We start from the raw sequence: 23,226 nt of genomic DNA, 5'->3' as shown, positions 1-23,226 counted from the left end.
AACATATCGTCTTTGCGAGGAACGAAGCAATCTCTGCACACGCTAGTCAAGAAGTAATGGCATTGTGGTTACCAATCAAGCGGTTTTAAGAGCTCTAAAAGTGTAAAGGTTCGTTGATTGTCCTTAGTAGAGGTTGCTTCGTTCCTCGCAATGACGCGCGGGTATTTCACTTAAAGTTATCACTTCCCTTCTTTCCGGATGGAATTTTCGCGCGTCGTTGTCCGTAATATTTGTTCCAGCAGTTCGGGCGTGAGCGCCATATCAATTACTGATGTTTTCATGCCCCAGTAGGGTTTGGGAATTAAATGGGGCGCTATTGTTTGGTCATTGGTCATTACGCCATTGGTCATTGGTGGGGGCTGTATATCTTGTGCGGTTGTGTAGTCCGTGTCAGGACTTTCTTCATAGGTAATTCCCGGCTCCGAATACCCCTCCCTGCCCTCCCCGGGGAGGGAATCGCACATGGCCGCTTCTTTTACATGCGGACGGTTTTCTTGGTCATTGGTCATTAGTGCAACTGCATATCCTTCCCCATCTGAACGTTCTAAACCCCGGCGCAGCAGCAGGTTAACCGTGGCAAGGCCTATGCCCAGCAGTTTGCTGATTTCACGCTGGCTGTGGCCGTTGGCGGAGAGGGTGGCTATTTTATTGGCCAATTGCCGGCGGTCGGCGGCGTTTCGGGTGAGCAGGTGTTGGCGTTCGGGACTGTTGCCTTCGAACTGGAAGTGCAAAAACGAGCCGGGTTTCTGGATGCGGCAAAGGGCTACATTATCGTGGCCGTAGCGCTGGCGGGTGTTGCGCTGCTTGATTTGTTTGAGGTAGCAAAGATCATTGTCGGCAGTGCTTTTGCCGATTGCGAAGGCGCTGTCGGCAAAGTTGATGAGCAGTTTGCTGCCGTGCAGGTCGTCGGCGCTGATGGGTTGGGTGGCGTTGCGCCGTTTGGGGGTATGGGCCAGTACGAGAATAGACAGGTTATGCTCGGTTTTTAACGATTTGAGGCTTTTCATGAGCGCGAGCGCCACCGCCGAATTTTCGGTGCCGCCGCGCAGGCAGGTAATGTTATCGATAATGAGTACGGTAGCCTTAGCCTGATTTACTTTATACTCGATTGCTGCAATAAGCAGCTCGTTTTCGTTGACGTTGGGCGGCGGGTCGGGGATAAAATTATACTGGGCGCGGAAAAAATTATCTGAAAACTGGTAGTCTTCTTCGCCCTGGCTGTACCGCAGCCCAAACTGGGTTTGGCTCAGCTCAAAATCGATGTAAAGCACGCGGGCGGGCGGCGCCTGGCAGGTGAAGGGTGCAATGGTTTGTCCGCGGGCTATACTTTCGCCGATCTGCACGGCCAGTATGGATTTGCCAATGTTGGTGTCGGCAAACAGCATACAGAGTTCGCCCTGGTGCCAAAGTTCGCCGAATAGCTGTTTGGCTTCGGGTTCGCGCCGTGCAAGCTCCAGCCAGCGGTTGCCGTTTTCGATGGTAAACATGCGGCGAATGTCTTCGGGACTGGGTGGTGTGGGTTCGGGGCGGTTTCTTTTAGCCGGGCGGAAAGGTAGCCCGCGGCCTTCGGCGCGCAGTTGCTCAATCATAGGCGGGCGTTCGTAAGGTGGGTTAGTTTGCATGGGGGGATAATGTTTACAACAAATTTAAATAGTTGTAATGGTTAAAGTGCTGACACTGTTTTGTCAGTAGGGGTAAAGGCATTGGGCAATGTCATTAAGTTAAGGAAACCAAAGCGTAAAGCCCCCTCTAAATCTCCCCCGGTTGGGGAGACTTTAGCTTCGCCCGCGTTTATTTTTTTTCAAGTCCTCCCTACCGGGGAGGATTTAGGTGGGGCTAATTCCCTTAACTTAATGACATTGGGCATTGGGTCGAAGCATTGATTTTTTTAGGACGCGAGGTGAGCGTTGATTTTAAATCTATTGATTATCAGTTAATTGCTGATGCGTTAAATTCAATAGTTTGATAATGAGTGTGTTCCATAGCGTTCGGGGTGTTCGGCGTGCAAAAATGGAACACTTTACCAGCGTGGAATCCTATGATCACGGATAGAGATCAGATAACGCTCTACGAGCTAAGACTGCGGAAGTTTTTTTTTCGTTCTGATTTCCCGGTCTCTCCCGGCTTTCCGGACTTCCCCCTGCAACCTTTGTAACATTTTAAACGTATTAAACTTTATAAAGCTGAATCATCACCTGGAATAAACGCTTTACGTCAAAAATTTAACCTGTTTTTGATGTGCCTGCGACTTAATAATAAGTCGCAAGCTTTGGCCTTATCTCCATGTGACTGATCTGAATAGGCGGCGGAATGTTAAAGAGACTATTATACGTATGTGTCATATTTGCCTGCATCACTTTAAAAGTAAGTGCTGCGGCTCCGCTTATTGATGTAAATTCCCTTAAGACCATTCTTAAAATCGAAAATGGGGTTGAGCGCGAAAAAAAAATTGTTGGCTATATTACAAATAGCCTGCGGTTATCGCCAGAGTTCGGATTGCTTGCCACTAAGAAAGAACTGAATAACACGCTGTCCCAATTACATGTGGAAAATGCCGTTGCTTTTGAATACTTTGCCGAAAGTATGTACCAGCGCAGGCTCGTGCATATGGACGATGCAGAAGCTGCGATGGTAAAAGCCATAAAATTTGCAGGCTACAACCACGATCATTACCTGGTGTACTCCTTTTTAAGCCACCTGGCTTTCATTCAAACAGAAGAAGGAAATGCCATTGATGCGGTTACGAGTTATGGGCTGTCAAAAAAAGAAACGCTGAAGATTAATGACCCCCATCTTCAGGTGCAAATAGACGTTAATATGAGCGACGTTTACTACAAGAATAATTTTTACAGCCAATCGTTATTCTACCTAAACCAGGCCGAACTCTTAAATAAAAAATACGGCTCAGACGATGTGAATGTTAATAAGGTTATTTATTATAATAAAGCTGAGAATTTTTTCAGGATGAATAAACCCGATTCGCTAAAAGTTTATCATGACAAGCTTTTGGGAATAAAAGGCAATATTTACAAGTTACATACTTATCAAAAGCGTACCGAATATTATCTGGCTATACTACAGTACGATTTTAAAAGCGCTATCAACCTTATCAAGAAACTTCAAAAAGATAACCTTTATCAATATATCGATCAGGATCAACAGAACCTGGCTGATGCCTATTTTAACGGTGGGCAGCCCGACTCAGCAATTACCATAATTAACGAATTGCTGGCGCAGCCGCTTGAAATAAATCATCCAGAAATTAAATATCACCTTTACAAAGTGCTGGGGCAAATTGCCGAAGCAAAAAACGACCATAAAACCGCGGCCTATAACTTAAAATTATCGCTTGAACAAGCAGAAGATGTAGTGAACCGGCTTACACAAGTGGGTAATATTTCGTCACAAATAATGATTGATGAAATTGAGGGTTCGTACATACAAAAAGATGAAAGCTATAAGCGCGAGCGAATATGGCTGATGTTTGCAGTACTTGGAGCTATTTTTATTATCATTCTTATCGCCATGTTTTATCGTAGCGCAAAACAGAAACGTCACTATGAAAAACTTTTATTTACCGCTCAAAAAGAAGAATTGGCGTTTATCAACTCGCACGAGGTACGTAAACACCTGTCTAACATTATGGGGATCATCGACGTTATAAAAACCAGTGACGACAGGCAGAAAGAATACGAATTGTTTGAAGATCATCTTTTTTGTTCGGCCACCAGTATGGATAAGGCAATCAAAAGCATCTCGGCAAAGTTGGACGACCATTTTCCTGAAGCGACAGTTTCCTCACCAAAATTCTCCCCTGAAACACCCATTGAAGAAGTAACCCCGGTTAATGAAGCTAAAGCTTACAAAGCTTTAAAAGCCAGCTAAGCTATCAGTACCAGAAACCCTGCGCCTTAATTTGGGTATGGCTGTATCTCTGTTGTTTTAATATTTTGCGTAGCTGCGTCACCATTGTACTATTACCGGTTAGAGGAATTTGTTTCATAATTCAAACATCACAAAAAAGGCGCAATATATGCGCCTCTATTTTTTCTAATCTTTAACCTCTAGTTAACTAATAACTATCAAGTAGTATAACCTAAAATTTTCAACACCTGCTTACTGTTTTGCTCTTCGCCAAACACCTCGAAGTTGAATGTCTCATCGCGGTTGCGGCGGATGATGACATGCTTTGGCGAAGGCAACAGGCAATGGTGGATGCCTCCATAGCCGCTCAATACTTCCTGGTAAGCGCCGGTATTAAAAAAGCCCAGGTATTGCACCTTGCGGGTCTTAGGCATAAATACGCTGTTCATGTGGGCTTCCTGGTTGTAGTAATCCTGACCGTCGCAGGTTATGCCACCAAGGTTTACACGTTCGTATTCGCTATCCCAGTTGTTAACCGGCAGCAGGATGTATTTCTGGTTCAAAGCCCAAACATCCGGTAAGTTAGTAATGAACGAGCCATCCAGCATTAACCAGCGTTCGCGGTCGTTTTGCTGCTTGCGGCCCAGCACTTTATATAAAATGCCTGATGCTTCGGCAACGGTATATTTACCGAACTCGGTAATGATATCCGGCTCTTCGGTGTCATTATCTGCGCAAATTTCTTTAATCCGGCTTACAATTTCGTTTATCATGTATTCATAATCGAAATCAAATACCAGCGAATCTTTAAAAGGCATGCCACCACCAATGTCAAGCGTATCTAAATGCGGATTTATCTTTTTAAACTTGCAATACAGCGTAACGTATTTCTCCAATTCGTTCCAATAGTATGGCGTATCCGATATACCCGAGTTGATGAAAAAATGCAGCAATTTAACTCTGAAGTTAGGATTGCCCTCTATTTTATTATGATAAAAATCGATAATATCCTCCATGCGCACACCTAAACGCGAAGTATAGAACTGCGAATCAGGTTGCTCCTCTGCCGCTATACGTATGCCGAGGTTGCATGGACTGTCCATTTCAATCTCGTCATCATACAGGTTAAACTCTTCCTTATTATCCAATACCGGGATGATGTTTGTGAAGCCATCATGCAGCATATCAATAATATAGGTTTTGTATTGGAAGGTTTTAAACCCGTTGCATATTACAGTAACATCCTTGCTGACAGCCCCCTTTTTCTCCAGCGCATCAATCATCGGCATATCAAAAGCCGACGATGTTTCCAGGTGGATCTCATTCTTCAGGGCTTCTTCAACAATATGCTTAAAGTGCGAACTTTTGGTGCAATAGCAATATTTGTAGGTACCGCGATAGTTGTTTTTAACGATGGCCTGCTGAAATAACAGCTTGGCCTGCTGTATTTTTTTAGAAATTATAGGTAAATAAGTGAAGCGCAGGGGCGTGCCGTACGTTTCAATCATCTCCATTAAATTGAGGTCGTGAAAATAAAGTTCATCCTCAATTATCTCAAAACCGTCCTGCGGGAAACCTACACTCAGGTCAAGAAATTCCTCGTAACTCTGCATTTAATAAAATTTTGGCAAATGTATATTTTAAACGCAATAATGTGCTAATTGTTAAGATAAATTTTATAGTGGGAATGTAATTTAATTGATTAAATTTTTGTTAAAAATGGGTTAATAAATTCCTTGTAGCGTTATAAGATTTGATCATAAGTGTTTGTGGTAATTGGCCCGTTTTAAATAAGCTGAGACAGCATTATAATAAAAATACTTCCCCAAGGCCTATGGACTATCGACTAACCGGCAAATGTACCTCGGCCATCATACACCTCGCGCTGCCGCCGCCATTGGTTTCAATGGTATTGATGTCTGAATAAACCAACTTGCCATATTTTTCAAGCGTGACTTTCTGTTCATAATCCATAGCATTAAAAGCATTTTTGCTCATTACAATCAGATTCTCGCCCCCGGCATTTCTCACCTCCAGCATATTGCCGGCAAACTGGTTCATCTGCGTAAAAGAAATATCAATTATTTCTTTTTTGGCTGATAAGAGAGATTCTTTAACCATAATCTTTTCGTGCGGATTTGGAATGCTATCCAAACAAATAACCGCGAATTGGCTTCCAACACACATCAAAACATTTGTATGGTAAATAGCCTGGCCCTTTTCATCAACAGCATCAAAGCAGACTGCTGTATAGCCAGCTTGTTCGCAAAACAGGTTAAGCACGTCCCGGTCTGTACGTGGAGACAGACAGGCATACGCAATTTTGTTTTCCCTGTCGAGCACCATGCTGCCGGTGCCTTCTAAAAACTTGCCCTGAACTTCAAAGCGGCTTAAATCGATAATATGCTTTACTGCAAAATTATCTTCCAGCTTGGCAATGATGTCTTCGCGACGCTCCAGCCGGCGGTTTTCGGCCTGCATGGGGTATAAAAATACGCCGCCATCTGCGTGGAATGATACCCAATTGTTGGGGAAGATGGAATCGGGCGTATAGGGTTCATGAGTATCATCAATAACTGTTACATCAACGCCGTTGCTGCACAGAGTATTTACCATGCGGTCGAATTCCTGCTGCGCTTTTTCGTTAACACCGTCCTTAGCTGCATTGCGGTTCTGAAAGGCGTTGCTGCCGGCAGTTTCTTCATTAAACCCGAAATTCACCGGGCGTATCATTAATATGTGTGAAGTCGATTGAGTGTTCATTAGTTCATTGGTTCAACAGTACATTGGTAATTACGGATTCCAATCTGAAAAATCCGTTAATCCGCTTAATTCCGGTTCAGACAATAGCATCACGCTGCAATGGCATACTCATACAATGGAAACCACCCCGCGCCCTTGAAAGCTCTGCAGATGGCATTAATATCAGTGTGTCGGTCATCGTTTCCGGGTTAAGATCACCGCTTTCAAATTGTTTTAACAGGTCGGCAACTTTTATTATGGCGAAGCCTTTTTCTTTAAAAGCTTCAACAGTTTTATCGTTACGGTCGTACCCTAACACCACGCCTTCTTTTAGCGCCAGCAGGTTGCATGAGTCTGTCCATTGTTCACGCGAGTTGTAGGGGAAAATATCGCCACCTGAATAAATAAACTGCGTCTTCTCCGGGCTTTTCAGATCTTTTTCGCTGATGTTGGCCAGCAAATCTTCAATGGTATTAAAAGTTTTTGGCTTTTTGTCCTTCCTGAACTGCACAATCTCCACCTTATCCTTTGATTTTTTATCCGTAAACCACGCTATCGGCTCCTCCATTTCGGCCTGGCTTTCAGTTATCGACAGAGAGCGCAGCAGTACCCACATATTGCGTTTTACCTGGGTAAATATGGTATCGATGTGCATATAATCCCGTTTGTGCGGAATTTTTACAATAGTTACCTTTTTTACAACATCATTTTTAAACAGCAACTTTATGGCCTCGCTGGCACCGCTTGCCGACGTACGCTCACTGCAGCCGATCAGCAAATGCTCCGGGCTAACCATCATTACATCTCCGCCCTCCAGCGTTGTTTTTTGCTCGTTGTCCTCGCCGGGGCGCAAAAAGTGCTGAACGGTTTCGGGTATCTCTAAAATATTATTGCGGTAAGCAGCAAACAGCGGATGATTGAAAAATATATATCGCGCCAGCAAAGTCTCGCGGGCACGGGCTTTTTTTGCAGGTTTGTTTAACAACATGTAATTGTTAACGGCTACACCAATGTCCCTGCTGAATATCAGGTTAGGGATAGGTGCAAATATCATTTCGTCTTTATTTAACGAACCTGATATGATGATTTTAGCCAGTTCAGATGGTTCGGTGGCAATCAATTGAGTTTGTAGTTGATAATTACAGCCCTCTATGGCACACACCGAAGCAACTAATTTTTTGCGGATATCGCCTTCCTGCAAAATGTCTTCCAGCAAGGTTTGTATCTCAATTACTTTATTTGATGCATGGAAATCCTTGTCATCAGGCTTGTAAAACGAACGGTTGTTTTCTTCTGAATCAATTTGTGCAAGCTTGCCTTTTATTTTGGCTGGATCCAAAAAGTACATCAACAGCTTTACATAGTAGTCGTATTCATTTTTGCGCATGGTATCAAGGTGTACTATGTCCTCAAAAAGCCAGTCTTGTGCTTTTGAGGGTACAACTTTGCCTAAGCCATTATCAGGGCTATGGATTAATAATGCGCGCAGGTTCCCAATTTCGGATGTTACATCTAATTTAAATTCGCTATTGCTAAGTGTCATAAATGGTTTGTAGAAGAGGAACAAATATAGTGATTAGAGAGCAGAGATTAGTGGTTAGTTATTGAATGTGGGCTGCCGCCGAGCACCCAAAAAGTTCACGAATTTTGCATCAATCTGAAAAATCAATCAAATCCGTTTAATCCCGGTTCCGACTTAATTCGTACTTTTGCCCTATGAATTTTATTCTTGAAGCTACTGTTAAAGCTGTTAAGCATTTATATAATACAGATATTGCCGCTGCTGATATAAACCTGCAGGAAACCCGTAAAGAGTTTGAAGGGCAGGTTACCGTTGTTACTTTTCCTTTTACAAAATTCTCCAAAAAATCGCCCGAACAAACCGGGGCTGATATAGGCACATTTCTACAGGATGAACTTGTCGATGTTACCGGTTTTAACGTGGTTAAAGGTTTTTTGAATATATCATTGGCCGATAGTTACTGGATAAAACAACTGTACACCGAGATTTTACCGGATAATTTTGCAGTTGCCGTACCTAATGGCAAAAAGGTGATGGTTGAGTATTCGTCGCCCAATACCAACAAACCATTGCATTTGGGGCATGTGCGCAATAACCTGTTGGGTTTTTCGGTATCTGAAATTTTAGCAGCCGCAGGTTATGAAGTTGTAAAAACCAATTTGGTTAACGACCGGGGTATACACATCTGCAAATCGATGCTGGCATGGCAAAAGTTTGGTGAGGGCGAAACGCCGGAATCAACGGGTATGAAAGGCGACCATTTGGTGGGGAAATATTATGTAATATTCGACAAGGAATATAAAAAGCAAATAGAAGAGCTAAAGGCAGCAGGTCAAACCGAAGACGATGCGAAAAAGAATGCCCCGCTGATTAAAGAAGCCCAGGAAATGCTGCAACAATGGGAAGCCGGCAATGAAGCCGTCATCACCCTTTGGAAAACCATGAACAACTGGGTGTACACCGGTTTTGCCGATACCTATAAAAAATTAGGCGTAAGCTTTGATAAATTCTATTACGAATCGGATACATACCTGTTAGGAAAAGATATTGTAGATGAAGGGCTGGCGAAAGGCGTGTTCTTTAAAAAAGATGATGGCTCCGTTTGGATTGACCTTACTGCCGAAGGCCTCGATGAGAAATTGGTTTTGCGTTCTGACGGTACTTCGGTTTACATGACCCAGGATATGGGTACCGCACAATTGAAGTACAACGACTATCACATGGATAAGTCGATCTATGTGGTGGGCAACGAGCAGGATTACCATTTTAAAGTATTATTTACCATACTTAACAAGTTGGGTAAGGATGGCGCTGCCGGTCTTTATCATTTATCGTACGGAATGGTTGATCTGCCGTCCGGTAAGATGAAGTCGCGCGAAGGAACTGTTGTGGATGCCGATGATTTGATGGAAGAGATCGAGCAAAAAGCGAAGGACGAAGCCGAGAAAAGAGGTAAAATTGATGACTTTGGCGAGGACGAGAAAGCGAACCTGTTCCATACGATAGGAATGGGGGCACTTAAATACTTTTTGCTTAAGGTGGATCCCAAAAAGCGGCTTTTATTCGACCCGAACGAATCGGTACAACTTGAGGGACATACCGGGCCTTTTATTCAGTATACCCACGCACGGATAAAATCACTGTTGAGAAAAGCAAAAATTACCGGGAATAATATCTCCATTAATCAGTTGGCTGTCGAAGAGCGGGAGTTGATTTTAGCTTTAACCCAGTTCCCCGGCATTATTCAAACCGCCGCCGAAGGGTATAGCCCGGCAATAGTAGCTAACTATGTGTACGAACTGGCAAAAAACTATAATAAATTTTACCACCAATGCCCAATTTTATCTCTCGAGGATGAGGTTTTGAAGCAATTCAGGCTGCAACTTTCAGCAGCATCTGGCAAAGTGATAAATAAAGCGATGAAATTGCTGGGGATTGAGGTACCGGAGAGAATGTAGAGCCCCTGGCCTCTGCTGAAGGGGGACTTTTGAAAAGCAAAGCGGCTGTCGGAAAATCCAACAGCCGCTTTGCTTTTACTCCCCCTTTAGGGGGCCGGGGGGCTTACCGCCAACCACCTCTGTGCCACCTGTAGCCGCGGGAAGTATGTTCCCACGATCCACGTGCATACGCACGGCCACTCCTTGGCCCCGACCAGTATCCGCGGTGATATACGTATCTGCCGCCGCTATAACCCCAGTCGCCGTCAATCCACACGGCGCCTGCGTAAGGAGCAATGGGCCTTTCATAAACAGGTTCGACCGGCTGATCAGCCACATAGTAACTTCCTTCGCAGGCCGAAAGGAATAATGACCCCGCTAAAGCCGTCATTATACCTATTTTCGATATTGTTTTCATTGGTATCTTATTAATTATTAAACAATAAGTAGATACTAATAAGACAATTGGGAAATAAAAAGGTTTATTTGAAGTTAGAGATCAGAGGCTGGAGGTTAGCGATTAGGTTAAAAATAGCATGGTTTTAACGTTCATTATTTTAAGAATTTATCCGCCACAACCAATTCTTTACTCCCGGCAGTATATTTATAAAATCCGCTTCCTGATTTAACCCCGGTGTGGCCTGCAGTTACCATATTAACCAACAGCGGACAAGGGGCATATTTTTGATTGCCGAAGCCGTTGTACAATACGTTTAATATCGCCAGGCAAACATCCAAACCAATAAAATCGGCCAGTTGCAGCGGACCCATGGGGTGGGCCATGCCTAATTTCATAACAGTATCAATTTCATCAACACCGGCTACGCCTTCATATAAAGTGTAAATGGCCTCATTTATCATCGGCATTAAAATGCGGTTAGCCACAAAGCCAGGATAGTCGTTTACTTCAACTGGTACCTTATTTAATTTACGAGATAACGCCATAATAGTACCTGTTACCTCATCGGTGGTAGCATAACCACGTATCACTTCCACCAGTTTCATAACAGGTACCGGGTTCATAAAGTGCATGCCTATTACATTGGCCGGATTTTTAGTTACCGATGCAATTTGCGTGATGGATATTGATGATGTGTTTGATGCCAGTATTGCGCTTTCCTTACAAAAATCACTTAGTTGTTTAAACAGGTTTAGCTTTATTTCACGGTTCTCGGTGGCTGCTTCAATTACCAAATCGGCATTGGCTGCTGCGGTTTTAAGGTCGGTTAGGGTGATAATATTGTTGAGGGTCGATGATTTTAATTGCTCATCAATAGTGCCTTTTTTTACTTGGCGGTCGAGATTACCAGTTATGGTTTGTATGGCCCGTGCAAGCGCATCAGGGTTAACATCAACCAGGTTAACCTTAAAACCATGCTGTGCAAAAGTGTGCGCTATGCCGTTGCCCATTGTCCCTGAGCCTATTACTGTAATATTGGTCATTGATGTTGTTTGAAGGTTGAAATGTTGTAAAGTTGATTTAACACTTGCACGAATTAATACTCTCCTGCAATAGTCAAAAAACAAAGCAAATTTATAAAACTTTTCAACCTTTCAACTTTACAACATTTCAACAATTATAGTTCAATGTAACTACCCGCATCCAAAATTGCATTCCTATCAATTAACGGATAGTCAGGGATATGGCCAAGGGATTCAAGGCCCGTATAGTCAAGAATATATTCTTTTGAATAGATGTCCTTTATTCCGTTGAAAATGATGCCTTTTATCGGGATGTTACGTTGTTTTAAAGCATCTACCGATAGCAGTGTATGGTTAATGCTCCCTAAATAATTGCGCGAAACCAATATTACTTCGGTGCCCAGTTGGTTAATAAGGTCGATTATTAAAAAGTTCGTATTCAGCGGTACCATTAAACCTCCGGCGCCTTCAATTATCAGCCTGCTATTAGTCTCCGGGATGCTGAATTTGTTTTTATCGATGCTTATACCATCTATAGCAGCAGATTTGTGCGGCGAAAATGGTTGAGTTAACGCGTACGTCTCCGGGTGAAAAACCGACGTTTTGTTGGTTATTAAATTTCTTACTTTATCGGTGTCGGTATCATCCAAATCGCCCGATTGGACAGGTTTCCAATAGTCCGCTTTTAGTTTTTCAACCAAAGCTGCCGACACGATGGTTTTGCCTATCCCTGTTCCTATCCCCGTTATAAATATTGAACTATTCGGCATCTGTAAATCTGTTTATGGTATCAGTTAATAATGTTATTTCTTGTTCGGTATTAAACGAATGAAGGCATATTCTTATCCTTTCGCTCCCTGTCGGCACCGTTGGGCTTAAAATGGGGCGAACATCTAATCCTGTATTTTGTAATGTAGCTGCTACTGCTTTAGCCTGTTCATTGCTGTTTAAAAGCAAGCATTGAATCGCGCTTTCGCTGTTTATTAACCTGTATCCGTTATTAACTACGGATTGTTTAAATAGCTGGATGTTGCTTTTTAGCTTTTCAATTTCATTGCCTGATTTCCGCAGATATTGGTAGGCTGTTTTAACAGACGCTACTGCATGCGGCGGCAAAGCAGTGGTATAAATAAACGACCGGGCAAAGTTTATCAAATATTGCCACAGTAAATTGCTCCCCAACACTGCAGCGCCATGGCAGCCCAAGGCTTTGCCAAATGTTATCACTCTCGCAAAAACTTTTCCCTGTAAGTCCTTGTCAATTAAACCAAAGCCGTATAATCCAACTGCATGCGCTTCATCAACAATCAAATTGGCGTCGTATTTTTCAACAAGTCGCGCAATTTCTGTGATAGGAGGGGTGTCACCATCCATTGAGTAAACACTCTCAATCGCAACATAACAAATGCATTTAGCCAGCTTTAATTTATCTTCAAGGCTTGTTAAATCATTATGTTTAAAGGTGTACCTGTTGGCAAAACTCAGGCGGGCGCCGTCAATTATCGAGGCATGAGCAAGTTCGTCTAAAATAATTGTATCGCCCCGTTGGGGCAGCGAAGAGAATAAACCCAGGTTAGCATCGTACCCGGAATTGAATATCAATGCAGATTCGGACCCATGCAGGCTGGCAATGTATTGCTCGGTTTCTTCGGTATACATTGAGTTACCTGACAATAACCTTGAACCTGTCGCCCCATTTTTTGTATTGGCGAAGCTATTGATCTCTTCATCAATCAGCTTTCTTAGCGCTGGCGAGCGGGCAAACCCCAGGTAATCATTTGAGCAAAAATCAATAAGGCCGTTTTCAGCTTTTAATGTACGGTAGTTACCGTCAAACTGCCTTTGCTGCAATTTTTTGTCGATGAATTCTTTGGGTGATGCCAAGCAATTAAAATTTGTGCCAAAATTAAGAAAGCGCCCCGGTTAACAGGGCGCTTTCATTTAAAAAAACTTAAAGCGGGCGATTAATTACCGCCACCACCGCCTTGTTGCATGCGGGCGCGTTGTTCATCAAGCATTTTTTGATATGCAGTAGCCTGATCTGGGGTTAAGAGGGCTTTAATCTGATCATTTGCAGCGGTCCTTATTGGGCCCATTGCAGTCCGCATAGCGGTTCTATCGCCGTTTGCTGCGGTTCTTACGCTATCCATTTTTGTGGCCTGAACTTTTAAAATAGCAGTTATTTTGCCAGTTTGATCATCAGTAAGCTTAAGTGTTGTCTGCAATTGTTTTGCCCTGTCTTCCGGGCTCATCCTCTGGCCGCCACCTTGTGCACGGCAAATTGCTGTAAGTCCTAAAAGGAAGCAGCATACTAACATGATTTTTCTCATTGTTTTTCAGTTTTTATTTAATCTATAGATAAAGATAACTGCAATAAGGTTTAATTGTTACCATGTAACTTAATTGTTGCGGTATCGAAGAGTTGTGAAAGTTGAAAGGTTTTAAGGTTGAAATGTTCCTTTTCGACCTGGTAAAAGCGGTTGAACATCGCTCAAATAAAAAAGTTGAAATATTGTATCAATAAGATTACAATATTTCAACTTTCAATTATGTCGGTTAGTTATTCCCCTGCAGGTTCGATATTGACCTTTGCATTTGTGCCATCATCCCGGTCAAGCTTTCCAGGGTTGGCTGTGGTGCCGGCGCGGGCAGGTGTGTTGATATGTAGGCCTTTGCTTTCCAGAGTTCCAATATGTCTTCGCCACCAATTTCATAGGGTTCGTAAACAGGGTTATCAGATACCAGTTTCAGCTTTTTATTGTCTTTAAATTTATTGCCGATGCGTTTATATACTACGCCTTCAGTTTTTGAAACTACCACGTATGTTTCAGTCTGTTTTACGTCGCTCCAGTTCTCTACGTATTCGCCTATGATAATAGAGCCCGATTCCAGCGGGAGCATCGAATCGCCTTTGATTTCAAAAGCGCGATAAGTACCTTGTTTAAAAGCAGGCATTGGCAGGTAGAATTTTGGCAGCGCGGCAACATATTCGCGATCGGCATAGCCATTTAAATACCCGGCCGCCGCTTTGGTTGGCACCAGTTCAATGTTCTCATTGTCGTCTTTATCAACAGAAATTGTTAAAATACGCAGATTGGCCGGGTTGCCTTTTGCCTTTGGTACCCACTTTTCGTCAATTTCATCGTTAATAAAATCATCAATCGATACGTCAAAGAACAATGCTATTTTTTTTAGCAGATCATATTTCGGATCAGCTCTTTCCTCTTCGTAAGCGCCTACCAGCGAACGTTTTATGCCTAATTCATCAGCGAATTGCTGCTGTGTAAGGCCTTTCTTTTTGCGAAGAAATCTAATATTTGAAGGAATATTTGACATAAAATTTGGATTTGCTAAAATAATTAGTATTTTTATGCTCATAAAATTAGTAATTATTTTTTAACCAGCAAATTTTATTTATCAATATGAAACGCTTCATCTATATCATTACCGACAGAAACCGCAATAACTTGCATGTAGGCCTATGTTCAGACCTGTTGAAAACTTTGGAATTTTATCGCCAGATGCCTACTTTATTTTTTGACAACAGCAAACAGCTTAACCGTTTGGTTTATTTTGAAGAGATAAATACCGAGGAGCAGGCGATGGAGCGCTTTAAAACAGTTAGCACTTATACAAGGCCCCAAAAAGAAAAAATGATCAGACCTGTTAACCCTGATTGGGTAGATCTGACCATTGGGTTAAACTATGAGAGTGGTGTGAGGGTTAGGCCGCAGCTTCGCCCATCAATCAGCTCGAACAGGCAGGCTGTTACTTTTTAATAAATTTTAAAGCGCCCGAGTTCATGCAATACCGCATTCCGCCGCGATTGGTTGGTCCGTCATCAAAAACGTGGCCCAGGTGCAAGCCGGTGCTGCGCTCAATAACTTCGTCACGTGTCATGCCATCACTGTTGTCGGTAACAATTTCAATTTTTTTAGGATCAACAGGTCTTACAAAGCTTGGCCAGCCGGTGCCGCTGTCAAATTTATCTTCCGATGAGAATAAAACCTCGCCTGTTGCTGCGCTTACATAAACGCCTTTTTCATGGTTTTCATGGTAAGCATTTTGGTATGGGGGTTCAGTGCCGCTTTCAACCATTATATGGTATGCATTTGGAGTAAGCACTTTTTTCCACTCCACCGGAGTTTTGCTCATTTTACGTTTTGGGTCGTACTTTTTGATTTGCCCGCTGCTCATTTGGCAGCCAAATGATGTAAAAACGCTCAGAATAATAAGCGTTACAATTGATTTCTTCATGCTATTATATTTTTAATTTAGTCGGATTAAGTTTAATATCCTTACAAACTAAACTACGTAATATTTTAACAGCAGGTTTGTCAGTAGCGAGTCTGTTTATATATTTTTGGTTTTAGGTACCAAAACTGCATTCACAATATGCAGCATCCCATTGCTTTGCTGGATATCAAATTTGCTGATTATACTTTGCCCGCCATTATCATCTATTAAAACAATATTTCGGTTTGAATCAATCCTGGCGATTAAAGTGGTTCCTGCTATGGTCCTGAATGTTGCCTCGCCGTTGTTCGAATTTATTTTATGTTGAATATCTTTTACGGTGACTTTGCCAACAATAGCATGGCTGGTAATCAGGTAATTTAAGTCAAGTTTGTGATTTGGCTTTAACAAAGTGTCCAGTTCGCCAGCAGGGAGTTTTTCAAAAGCCTGGTTGGTTGGTGCAAAAAAGGTAATTGGCCCCTTACTTTTAAATGTTTCAGTAAGGCCGGCATCTTCAATTGCAGTTACCAGGGTGCTGTATTCTTTCGAGAGAGTGATGTTTTCAATTATATTGTTTGATGAAATCATTGCAACACCGTTCACATTTTTCACCTTACCCCACTTTGCCTTTATTGAGTCGATAACCGCAGGCTCGTTTTTCGGAGCACTTTGAGCAAACACCGAATGCGCGCTGAGAACGAACAATAAAATAAAAAACCAATTTCTCATGGCCGCAAAGGTAGAAGAAAAGCTTCAAAAATCAAGACGCTAGAATCAGGATTGCGTCATGAATTGGGAAATGATGCGAATTAAGAACCAAGAGTCAAAAATCAACAGAAAGAAGATAACTTTCAGTCTTGGTTCTTGACTCTTGATTCCTGGCTCTATTCGCTACCATCCTGGTGTAAAGCCAAGGCCAAATACCGGCTTGCTAACGTCTGTACGGTTAAATGGTACCGCCAGGTATGGCTCTAATACAAAATACCCAAATATATTTACCCTTAGTGAAATACCAGCGCTTAAGGCCGGAACCCGCTGGTTTGTATTATAAACCGTATTACCGCTGGCATCGGTCCCGATTGCGTCCGGACTTGAGCCGAATTTTATCTGGTTGCCCGAGTTCCAGGCCAGGCCGGCATCAAAAAATGCGTTCAACTCGGTAAATAAAACTTTCGATTTAAATTGTGATAGTTTTTCAGGACCTGTAAATGGAAGCCTCACTTCAAAATTGGCCACTGCTATACGATTGCCTGATAATTGGTCGATAGTAAAGCCGTTTGTTTGCTTTTTACCGTTAGCATTATAAAAGGTTTGCGCCTCGTATCCGCGTATCAGGAAAGGGTAACCAACATATAGCTGGTATAAATTGCCGGTTTGTCCAAAGCGACCGTATCCGTATAAACGGGCGGCAAAAGTAACGGGGGCCACGCGCCAGTATTCGCGCAAGTCGATAGTTGGTGCAAAAAATTTATAGGTGCCAAAATCATATTCAGCCTGTAAACGGTAGCGGTAACCACTAAGCGGCGACGCTACACCAAAGAATGAGTTGTCGCCAACTAGTGCTGTATTTACATTGAATATGCTAAATGGCGTTAAATTGATGCCATTGTTATTAGGATCGGCGTTATAAGCTGAGTTTGATATATGACTTTTATTGTTATCGATGAAATTGCCAAGCGTATCATATATGGTGGTATACCTGTCAACCCGGTAATAGTAATGTGCATACCCTGTTCCAAATTCAACGCGTGTTTTTTTGGTAATGGGGTAAGAGGTAAACAATGATGCCTGGTCCTGGAAGATTCGGATAATGTCATATCGTTCTTCTTCCGTCGGGATGGTGGAACCATTACTAATTTTATATGTCGACGGTACAACGCTGTAATTAGCTGTCTGGAATGGAATATGCGACACGCTTCCCCCAATGTTCCACCTGCCGGTTTGATTGATATAGGTGAACTGCCCGCCAAAATCATAAACCTCGCCGTTTACTGCGAGCCCTGCATAAATTTGGTTACGCCCCAATATATCACTAAATACGCCCTGCACGCCGCTTGATAAACCCGCGCCGTACTGGCTTACTGATGCACCTACGCCGCTGCTGGCCAGGTAGTCGAGTTTGAATTTAGGCTTGTAAGGAATGGTTTTAACCGAGTCGAATGGCAACTTAGGGTATGCCAGGTAGTTATTCAAATTTGAGTTTATCAAATCGACTCCTACAGAACGTGCCGGCGGAAGTATGCCCGCGCCGAAATCGCCGGCAGCGCCATCCACATTTTGTGCCGTGAAGTCCGATGCTTTGGCGTTGTAAATGGCATATTTTTGCTTGCTGTAGTATGAGTATACAATGTCGTTATTTGCCGAAACACTAAGGGCAGGCGAGTATTCTGTGATACCGCTAACACCGGTAAACAGGTTGGTCATTTGTTCAACTTTGCCGGTGGCAGGGGTGTAGCGGAACATGTTACGGAATCCCTGGTGGTTTGAAAGGAAATAGATTTGCGACCCGTCGGACGAATATTGTGGATTCAAATTGTTCTCACCGCTAAATACATCAATATCAGTTATCTTTCCACTGGCAATGTCCAATTCAGCAAGGCTGAATGTTATCGCGTAAGACAAAGATTTATCATAAGTCTTGCGGTCGGTCGAGAAGACGATTTTTTTACCATCGCGCGAGAAGGCCGGCTGGTAATCGGTGTATTTATCGTTGGTTAGTTGCTTAACCTGTTTGGTATCGAAATTATACAGGTACAAATCGCCCTGCCCCTCGGCCAATCCCTGGAAAACGACATTCTTGCTATCCGGCGACCATGAAAGGTTACTAAACTGCTCAGCTTTACCCATTGCAACATCATCAACAATGTTACCTGAGGCTACATCAACCACCAGCATACGGTTTATGCCTTTATTAAAAACACTGAATGCAAACTTTTTACTATCGGGCGACCACGCGCCGGCCGACTCGATAAAGTTGTATTCATCAATATGAGTGTTTGATACCTTACCCGTTATCTTTCGGATTACACGCCCGGTTTTAGCATCCGCCAAAAATAAATCGACCGAAAACAAGCTTTTCTCTGAAAGGAAAGCAACGTATCTGCCGTCGGGGCTCACCGCGGGTGCAAGGTTCATTTTGCCCGAATTGTGCTCATCGATTATCCTGGTTCCTACGGGTTTTTGTACGGTGTCCTTCAAATAGGGTTTATAGGTTGTTTCTACCGCATTTTTCCAAAGGCTCGACAGTGTTTTATCATCGTACCCGAAAGTCCGCCTTATACCGTAACCCAAACCAAAGCGTGCCACATTTTTAAAGAACGGCACAATTACCGTATCGCCATAAGTGGAGCCGATAAACGAATAAAAGGCCTCGCCGTAACGGTATGGAAAATACTTATTGGTTTCGGTAAGATCGCGTACGGTTGGGATATCATGGTTTAAATAGGCATCACGCATCCACATGGCCGTGTAAGCATCTTTCTTGCCAAGCGACAAGTACTCCGCCATCCCTTCAACCATCCATAATGGGATATTGCCGATATTCTCAAAGTTTGTAGAATCACCCGTTTGCAGCGCATGGTATTGAAAAGCATGTACCAGCTCGTGGCCGATAACGTGGCGCGTCATCTGGTTGCTTTCCATTACCGGCATTACTATACGATTCTTTAGGCCTTCGGTAACACCGCCGGTACCCACGTCAATTTCACCATCCAGCGCGGTTGTTTGCTGAAAATCGGGATGGTCGGCATATAATATAATTGGGTTAACACGTTTAAATGTATCCCTGAAAATTTGCTGGTGCAGCGTGTACCAAAGTTCGCTTTCCTGTGCAAAACGTTTCAGCATGCTGTCGTTTTTCAGGTAATAATAAATCTCAAAGTGAGGGGTTTTGTACACCTGGAACTTTAAATTTTTATACCTGACCTTATTTTGCCCGAAGTACTGTGCATCTGCACTAAAACTCAATAAAAGCGATCCTAACAGGCACAGAAATATAATGGCGTATTTTTTTAATGATGGGAGATGTTTATTCATGTGGCGATAAATAGAATAAGCGCTAAAATTAAGTAAAAAGTTGATGGTTCATAGTTCCTAGTTCATAGTCGAAAAGATTTTACGACGCGGTAACATTGCAGCTACCATGAACTATGAACCATCAACTATGAACTACGGTCCAAATTACCTGTCCGTTGCTTTTGGCTGCTGATTCTCTGGGGCAGCCGTTGGATCGGGTATGGCTTTTAAGCTATCCAAATGTGGCTTGTACAAGCTGTCTGTCGCTATTGAATCTACAGCCGGAACCGGCGACGGACAATCATATTTTTTAGTGATCTTGCTCCATGGTTTCGGGAATGGCCCCGGCGTATAACCCGATTTTGGGTCAGCATAAACCTTTTCCATAAAGCGGGCAAATATTGGCAGTGCAGTATGCGAACCTTCGCCAGTTTCTGAACTGGTGAAGTGTACTGTACGATCATCGTCGCCAACCCAAACGCCGGTTACCAAATCCTTGGTGATACCCATGTACCAGCCATCAACATATTTTGATGAAGTGCCGGTTTTGCCGCCAATTTGGTTGCTGCTCTTTTTCCATAAGCCGGTGTATTCCCATAACGCCTGCGAGGTACCACCCGGTTCCTCCATGCCGCCACGGAACATGTATAACATCAGCCAGGCCGTTTCCTCGCTGATAACCTGCTCTTCCTTCAACTCAAATTCTTTTAAAACTGTACCATCCTGCTCAGTTATTTTGGTAACCAATATTGGATCAACCTTTTTGCCCTTGTTAAGAAAGGTGCCATAGGCTCTCACCATTTCAAACACAGAAACATCATTTGAACCTAATGATACTGAAGGTATTGCTCTTAAAGGGCTTTCGATACCAACTTTATGCGCATAATCAACAATCTTGTTCCAGCCAACTTTCTCGGTTAACTGTGCAGTAATGGAATTAACCGACTTACCCATGGCCCAGCGTAATGACATTTCCTGGTACGAGAAATGAAAATCGGCGTTGTTGGGTTCCCAAACCTGGTCGCGGCCCTCATCGGTATATTTTATTGATACAGGTTTGTCGGTAAATTTATCGCAGGGGGTAAAACCGTTATCCAACGCGGTTAAGTAAGCGAAGGGCTTAAACGTTGAGCCTGCCTGCCTGCGTGACTGGTTTACATGGTCGTAATTAAAGTATTTGTAGTTGATACCGCCAACCCAAACTTTTATTTTGCCCGTAGTAGGCTCTAACGACATCATGCCGGTATTTAACAGCTTTGCATAGTACTTTATTGAGTCGATGGTTGAAAAGGTTGTATCACTTTCACCATGCCATGTAAACACTTTCATGTGTTTTGGGCGTTCGAAATATTGGTTGATTAGCGTGGTATTACTACCGTATTTTTTTTGCAGCTTGGTATAGATGGGTAAACGCTGCTCGTTTTTCAATACAAAATCCTTTATCTCGTTTCCGTCCAGATCCTGCCATGGGTTTTTGTTGCCCCAAAGGGTGTAAAAACGCTTTTGCAGCATTTTCATTTTTTCGGCAACCGCCTCCTCAGCATATTGTTGCAGGCGAGGGTCGATAGTTGTGTATATCTTTAATCCATCGTTGTAAAGGTCGTAGTCGTTTTCCTTTAGCCATTTTTTTAACCAGCGTTCAACGGCCTGGCGAAGGTATGAGTCGCCCTGACCTTCATTTGCCACATAGGTTAAATCAAGCTTAATTGGCTTATCGACACTGGTATCGTATTGCGCTCTTTTAATATAATCGTATTTAAGCATCTGGCCCAAAACAATATTCCTGCGCTCCAGCGAGTGCTTTGGATTGTTTATCGGGTTATAGGTTGATGTTGCTTTTAACATTCCAACCATGGTAGCCGCTTCGGCAGGTGTAACGGCATCAGGTGTTTTATTAAATAGCTTTAAAGATGCCGTTTTTACACCATATGTATTATTGCCAAACGGAACCGTATTTAAATACATCGTCAGAATTTCCTGCTTGCTGTAAACATGTTCGATTTTAAAAGCGGTGAGCCATTCTTTGCATTTGTATACAACTGTGCGGATAACTGGTATATGTCTTATAAAACCCTGCGATTTCTTTTTACGGGTTTCGAACAGGTTTTTTGCCAGCTGCTGGGTTATGGTACTGCCGCCGCGCCGCTCGCCTTTTGCTGTTGAAAGCATGCTCGTAAAAAACGAAAAGAAATCAACGCCGTTATGGTGGTAAAACCTCACGTCCTCGGTAGCAATAAGGCCGTTTATAATATTGGGAGATATTTGTTTGAACTCAACCGGCGAACGGTTTTCTTTATAATAACGGCCTATCAGCGTCCCATCGGCATAATAAACTTCAGACGCCAGCGACATGCTTGGGTTTTTAATGTCGTGCATATCAGGAGAATAGCCAAATAGCCATAGGAAATTTAGTTCTATTGAACAGAAAAATATGATAACGAAATAGATGAATATTAAGAAATATCGCAGAAACCGGTTTTTAATTCGCCTGAACATGTGGTAAAGATGTAAAAATATGGGCCTATATCATAGCCGTTTTAACAAATAATAACAACGTAAGTTTTAAAGGTAAATTTTAAGTTAACTTGCATTTACCAATTTAATACTATGAGTGGCATAATTAATAAATTTAAAATAACTGCGGGCAAAAAATTTTCACTTAATGAGTTTGACCCCGCTTATTCCGACGGTTTTAAAAAAGAAGATGCAAAAACAGCATTGGAAACGTTGGTTGAAGAAATAACGGTGCAGCAGATAAAACTTTATGCGGCCAACAGGCAGTCGCTGTTGATTATTTTCCAGGCGATGGACGCGGCAGGCAAGGACAGCGCGATTGAGCATTCCATGTCGGGTTTAAACCCGCAGGGCTGCGAGGTCTATAGTTTTAAACAGCCGTCGACTGAAGATTATGAGCATGACTTTTTATGGCGGCATTACAAAGCCTTGCCCCAGCGCGGCAGGATTGGCATTCATAACCGCTCGCATTACGAAAATGTGCTGGTTACCAAAGTGCACCCCGAATTATTGCTAAAGGAACATTTACCTGCCGTAACCGATGTAAAACAAATAAAAAAAGCCTTTTGGGAACACAGGTATGAGAGTATCCGCAATTTTGAGCAACATCTAACAGATAACGGTACGGTGATTATCAAATTCTTTCTTAACGTGTCAAAAGATGAACAAAAGGAGCGGTTTTTAAAACGTATTGACAACCCGAAGAAAAACTGGAAATTCTCGGCGGCTGATGTTGAAGAGCGGAAGTATTGGGATGATTATATGCAAGCCTATGAACATGCGATAAAGGAAACGGCTACAGAAAAATCGCCGTGGTACGTGGTGCCTGCTGATAAAAAATGGTTTACCAGGCTGGTGATATCAACAATTATTTTGGAGACATTGAAAGAGTTGGATTTGAAATTCCCGGTATTGGCGAAAGAGGAGATGGATAAGTTGGAGGCAGCGAAAGCGCAATTAACCGGAGATTAAACT

At 42.8% G+C, this 23,226-nt stretch carries 18 protein-coding genes; 4 read left to right on the top strand and 14 right to left on the bottom strand.

All coding sequences use genetic code 11. The features are described from left to right. Positions 1-179 precede the first annotated feature (179 nt). A complete protein-coding gene (locus NAF19_RS26000; RefSeq protein WP_252793291.1) occupies positions 180-1,622 on the bottom strand; it encodes an AAA family ATPase in 1,443 nt (480 codons plus the stop codon). Positions 1,623-2,310: 688 nt separating this feature from the next. Between NAF19_RS26000 and NAF19_RS25995 the strand changes: the two genes are divergently transcribed. Further along, positions 2,311-3,885 carry a tetratricopeptide repeat protein gene (locus NAF19_RS25995; RefSeq protein ID WP_252793290.1) on the top strand — a complete coding sequence of 525 codons (1,575 nt, stop codon included), beginning with the start codon at positions 2,311-2,313 and terminating at the stop codon, positions 3,883-3,885. A gap of 197 nt (positions 3,886-4,082) precedes the next feature. On the opposite strand, the gene NAF19_RS25990 is transcribed toward NAF19_RS25995, so the two are convergent. The 3 genes from NAF19_RS25990 to NAF19_RS25980 all read right to left on the bottom strand — a co-directional run bounded on the left by NAF19_RS25990 (position 4,083) and on the right by NAF19_RS25980 (position 8,149). Continuing rightward, positions 4,083-5,477 (bottom strand): arginine decarboxylase, encoded by a 1,395-nt coding sequence (locus NAF19_RS25990; RefSeq protein ID WP_252793289.1) that lies wholly within the window; start codon positions 5,475-5,477, stop codon positions 4,083-4,085. Between the two features lie 226 nt (positions 5,478-5,703). Continuing rightward, positions 5,704-6,627, bottom strand: coding sequence for a citrulline utilization hydrolase CtlX (ctlX, locus tag NAF19_RS25985; protein WP_252793288.1), 924 nt, complete (start codon positions 6,625-6,627; stop codon positions 5,704-5,706). A 76-nt stretch (positions 6,628-6,703) separates the two neighbouring features. Then, the gene (locus tag NAF19_RS25980) at positions 6,704-8,149 is read right to left on the bottom strand and encodes an arginine deiminase family protein (protein ID WP_252793287.1); all 1,446 of its coding nucleotides are present in this window, start codon (positions 8,147-8,149) and stop codon (positions 6,704-6,706) included. 173 nt (positions 8,150-8,322) lie between these two features. Between NAF19_RS25980 and argS the strand changes: the two genes are divergently transcribed. Next, complete coding sequence (gene argS, locus NAF19_RS25975) at positions 8,323-10,086, top strand: arginine--tRNA ligase (RefSeq protein WP_252793286.1); 1,764 nt, start codon at positions 8,323-8,325, stop codon at positions 10,084-10,086. Between the two features lie 103 nt (positions 10,087-10,189). On the opposite strand, the gene NAF19_RS25970 is transcribed toward argS, so the two are convergent. The 6 genes from NAF19_RS25970 to NAF19_RS25945 form a co-directional block, all read right to left on the bottom strand. Continuing rightward, a complete protein-coding gene (locus NAF19_RS25970; protein ID WP_252793285.1) occupies positions 10,190-10,483 on the bottom strand; it encodes a hypothetical protein in 294 nt (97 codons plus the stop codon). A 134-nt stretch (positions 10,484-10,617) separates the two neighbouring features. Continuing rightward, the gene (locus NAF19_RS25965; protein ID WP_252793284.1) at positions 10,618-11,508 is read right to left on the bottom strand and encodes a 3-hydroxyacyl-CoA dehydrogenase family protein; all 891 of its coding nucleotides are present in this window, start codon (positions 11,506-11,508) and stop codon (positions 10,618-10,620) included. A 134-nt stretch (positions 11,509-11,642) separates the two neighbouring features. Continuing rightward, positions 11,643-12,257, bottom strand: coding sequence for a dethiobiotin synthase (gene bioD / locus NAF19_RS25960; RefSeq protein ID WP_252793283.1), 615 nt, complete (start codon positions 12,255-12,257; stop codon positions 11,643-11,645). Further along, the gene (locus NAF19_RS25955) at positions 12,247-13,371 is read right to left on the bottom strand and encodes an aminotransferase class I/II-fold pyridoxal phosphate-dependent enzyme (protein WP_252793282.1); all 1,125 of its coding nucleotides are present in this window, start codon (positions 13,369-13,371) and stop codon (positions 12,247-12,249) included. The genes bioD and NAF19_RS25955 overlap by 11 nt, the downstream gene beginning before the upstream one ends. 80 nt (positions 13,372-13,451) lie before the next feature. Beyond that, positions 13,452-13,817, bottom strand: coding sequence for a DUF4890 domain-containing protein (locus tag NAF19_RS25950; RefSeq protein WP_252793281.1), 366 nt, complete (start codon positions 13,815-13,817; stop codon positions 13,452-13,454). 226 nt (positions 13,818-14,043) lie between these two features. Further along, positions 14,044-14,823, bottom strand: coding sequence for an XRE family transcriptional regulator (locus NAF19_RS25945; RefSeq protein ID WP_252793297.1), 780 nt, complete (start codon positions 14,821-14,823; stop codon positions 14,044-14,046). A gap of 86 nt (positions 14,824-14,909) precedes the next feature. Between NAF19_RS25945 and NAF19_RS25940 the strand changes: the two genes are divergently transcribed. Beyond that, on the top strand, positions 14,910-15,266 hold the full coding sequence (locus NAF19_RS25940; RefSeq protein ID WP_252793280.1) for a GIY-YIG nuclease family protein: 357 nt from the start codon (positions 14,910-14,912) through the stop codon (positions 15,264-15,266). Here NAF19_RS25940 and msrB read toward each other — a convergent pair. The 4 genes from msrB to NAF19_RS25920 all read right to left on the bottom strand — a co-directional run bounded on the left by msrB (position 15,256) and on the right by NAF19_RS25920 (position 22,233). Beyond that, the gene (gene msrB, locus NAF19_RS25935; RefSeq protein ID WP_252793279.1) at positions 15,256-15,744 is read right to left on the bottom strand and encodes a peptide-methionine (R)-S-oxide reductase MsrB; all 489 of its coding nucleotides are present in this window, start codon (positions 15,742-15,744) and stop codon (positions 15,256-15,258) included. The two genes, NAF19_RS25940 and msrB, sit on opposite strands and share 11 nt — an antisense overlap. 96 nt (positions 15,745-15,840) lie before the next feature. After that, a complete protein-coding gene (locus tag NAF19_RS25930) occupies positions 15,841-16,452 on the bottom strand; it encodes a fasciclin domain-containing protein (RefSeq protein ID WP_252793278.1) in 612 nt (203 codons plus the stop codon). A 162-nt stretch (positions 16,453-16,614) separates the two neighbouring features. Then, positions 16,615-19,758 (bottom strand): DPP IV N-terminal domain-containing protein, encoded by a 3,144-nt coding sequence (locus NAF19_RS25925; RefSeq protein WP_252793277.1) that lies wholly within the window; start codon positions 19,756-19,758, stop codon positions 16,615-16,617. A gap of 144 nt (positions 19,759-19,902) precedes the next feature. Beyond that, positions 19,903-22,233 carry a transglycosylase domain-containing protein gene (locus NAF19_RS25920; protein WP_252793276.1) on the bottom strand — a complete coding sequence of 777 codons (2,331 nt, stop codon included), beginning with the start codon at positions 22,231-22,233 and terminating at the stop codon, positions 19,903-19,905. A gap of 111 nt (positions 22,234-22,344) precedes the next feature. On the opposite strand from NAF19_RS25920, the gene NAF19_RS25915 reads away from it, so the two are divergent. Then, on the top strand, positions 22,345-23,223 hold the full coding sequence (locus NAF19_RS25915) for a polyphosphate kinase 2 family protein (protein ID WP_252793275.1): 879 nt from the start codon (positions 22,345-22,347) through the stop codon (positions 23,221-23,223). Positions 23,224-23,226 lie beyond the last annotated feature (3 nt).

The organism is Mucilaginibacter flavidus, assembly GCF_024055575.1.
Classification (GTDB): domain Bacteria; phylum Bacteroidota; class Bacteroidia; order Sphingobacteriales; family Sphingobacteriaceae; genus Mucilaginibacter; species Mucilaginibacter flavidus.
Note: the sequence above shows the minus strand (reverse complement) of the source record. Positions and strands in the feature narration are given on the sequence as shown.

What these genes read in the sequence shown, in the direction of transcription:
- NAF19_RS26000 (WP_252793291.1), bottom strand. Translation starts at nt 1,622, where the DNA reads ATGCAAACTAACCCACCTTACGAACGCCCGCCTATGATTGAGCAACTG.
- NAF19_RS25995 (WP_252793290.1), top strand. Translation starts at nt 2,311, where the DNA reads ATGTTAAAGAGACTATTATACGTATGTGTCATATTTGCCTGCATCACT.
- NAF19_RS25990 (WP_252793289.1), bottom strand. Translation starts at nt 5,477, where the DNA reads ATGCAGAGTTACGAGGAATTTCTTGACCTGAGTGTAGGTTTCCCGCAG.
- ctlX (WP_252793288.1), bottom strand. Translation starts at nt 6,627, where the DNA reads ATGAACACTCAATCGACTTCACACATATTAATGATACGCCCGGTGAAT.
- NAF19_RS25980 (WP_252793287.1), bottom strand. Translation starts at nt 8,149, where the DNA reads ATGACACTTAGCAATAGCGAATTTAAATTAGATGTAACATCCGAAATT.
- argS (WP_252793286.1), top strand. Translation starts at nt 8,323, where the DNA reads ATGAATTTTATTCTTGAAGCTACTGTTAAAGCTGTTAAGCATTTATAT.
- NAF19_RS25970 (WP_252793285.1), bottom strand. Translation starts at nt 10,483, where the DNA reads ATGAAAACAATATCGAAAATAGGTATAATGACGGCTTTAGCGGGGTCA.
- NAF19_RS25965 (WP_252793284.1), bottom strand. Translation starts at nt 11,508, where the DNA reads ATGACCAATATTACAGTAATAGGCTCAGGGACAATGGGCAACGGCATA.
- bioD (WP_252793283.1), bottom strand. Translation starts at nt 12,257, where the DNA reads ATGCCGAATAGTTCAATATTTATAACGGGGATAGGAACAGGGATAGGC.
- NAF19_RS25950 (WP_252793281.1), bottom strand. Translation starts at nt 13,817, where the DNA reads ATGAGAAAAATCATGTTAGTATGCTGCTTCCTTTTAGGACTTACAGCA.
- NAF19_RS25945 (WP_252793297.1), bottom strand. Translation starts at nt 14,823, where the DNA reads ATGTCAAATATTCCTTCAAATATTAGATTTCTTCGCAAAAAGAAAGGC.
- NAF19_RS25940 (WP_252793280.1), top strand. Translation starts at nt 14,910, where the DNA reads ATGAAACGCTTCATCTATATCATTACCGACAGAAACCGCAATAACTTG.
- msrB (WP_252793279.1), bottom strand. Translation starts at nt 15,744, where the DNA reads ATGAAGAAATCAATTGTAACGCTTATTATTCTGAGCGTTTTTACATCA.
- NAF19_RS25930 (WP_252793278.1), bottom strand. Translation starts at nt 16,452, where the DNA reads ATGAGAAATTGGTTTTTTATTTTATTGTTCGTTCTCAGCGCGCATTCG.
- NAF19_RS25925 (WP_252793277.1), bottom strand. Translation starts at nt 19,758, where the DNA reads ATGAATAAACATCTCCCATCATTAAAAAAATACGCCATTATATTTCTG.
- NAF19_RS25920 (WP_252793276.1), bottom strand. Translation starts at nt 22,233, where the DNA reads ATGTTCAGGCGAATTAAAAACCGGTTTCTGCGATATTTCTTAATATTC.
- NAF19_RS25915 (WP_252793275.1), top strand. Translation starts at nt 22,345, where the DNA reads ATGAGTGGCATAATTAATAAATTTAAAATAACTGCGGGCAAAAAATTT.